At 29.4% G+C, this 820-nt stretch carries 2 protein-coding genes; one reads left to right on the top strand and one right to left on the bottom strand.

The features are described from left to right. Positions 1-303, top strand: a 303-nt coding sequence (locus A9G28_RS07605; protein WP_141674712.1) for an integrase core domain-containing protein, incomplete at its 5' end; no start/stop codon positions are given. Positions 304-518: 215 nt separating this feature from the next. On the opposite strand, the gene A9G28_RS13585 is transcribed toward A9G28_RS07605, so the two are convergent. Then, positions 519-820 (bottom strand): hypothetical protein (locus tag A9G28_RS13585; RefSeq protein WP_065588302.1); only part of this gene is annotated, 302 nt, incomplete at its 5' end.

Raw genomic sequence — 820 nt, 5'->3', positions numbered from 1 at the left:
CCATTAAAAATACGGGTCGATAATGGGCCAGAATTTACAGGAAAAACCTTTACCAACTGGGCTAAATCACATGATATAACCATTGATTATATCCAGCCCGGTAGCCCTTATCAAAATGGCTATATTGAACGATTTAATCGTACCTATCGTACTGAAGTACTCGATTTATATCTTTTTAACAACTTAGCTCAAGCAAGGAGAATAACTGAAGAATGGTTAACAATTTATAACACCGAAAGACCGCATGAGGCATTAAATAACATGACACCGATTGAGTATAAAACACTAAAACAAGCAGCATGATTTTCTACGTGAGTTGTGTACTAAGTTTGGGGTATTTACAATATTGTTTTAGTTCTGCCATTGAGTTTTCCCATTATTTATTAGTACTCTTAATTCTATTTTATATCAATTTATATAGATACTTGTCCAAAGGTATTATGGTTATCTATCTCAGCAAAGCTAGGCTGGTACTGAATAAGCTACATTAGTTTAATTAATTTTAAAAATAATGATAATTATAACAAATTGAGTGGCCCAAATATTTTCTCTAGCTTAATATAAAAATTATTAATGATATCTTCTTCCGACTTGTTGTAATAAAAATAAAAATCTTCAATAAATAAAGATACATCGCTATTTACAAATCTTTTAACATCATGACGACGTTTCAATCTATATGAGTCTAACCGATAACCAAAACCTCTAAAATCTTTGTCTCCTTTATAGATTTCTAATTTAAATTCTTCGTAATGCTCATCTTTACTTAATTCATAAATGATCGTTTTTATTAATTCATATTTTTTTATCTTTGCCATTT

The organism is Gilliamella sp. Fer1-1 (assembly GCF_001690825.1).
Lineage (GTDB): Bacteria > Pseudomonadota > Gammaproteobacteria > Enterobacterales > Orbaceae > Gilliamella > Gilliamella apicola_C.
Note: the sequence above shows the minus strand (reverse complement) of the source record. Positions and strands in the feature narration are given on the sequence as shown.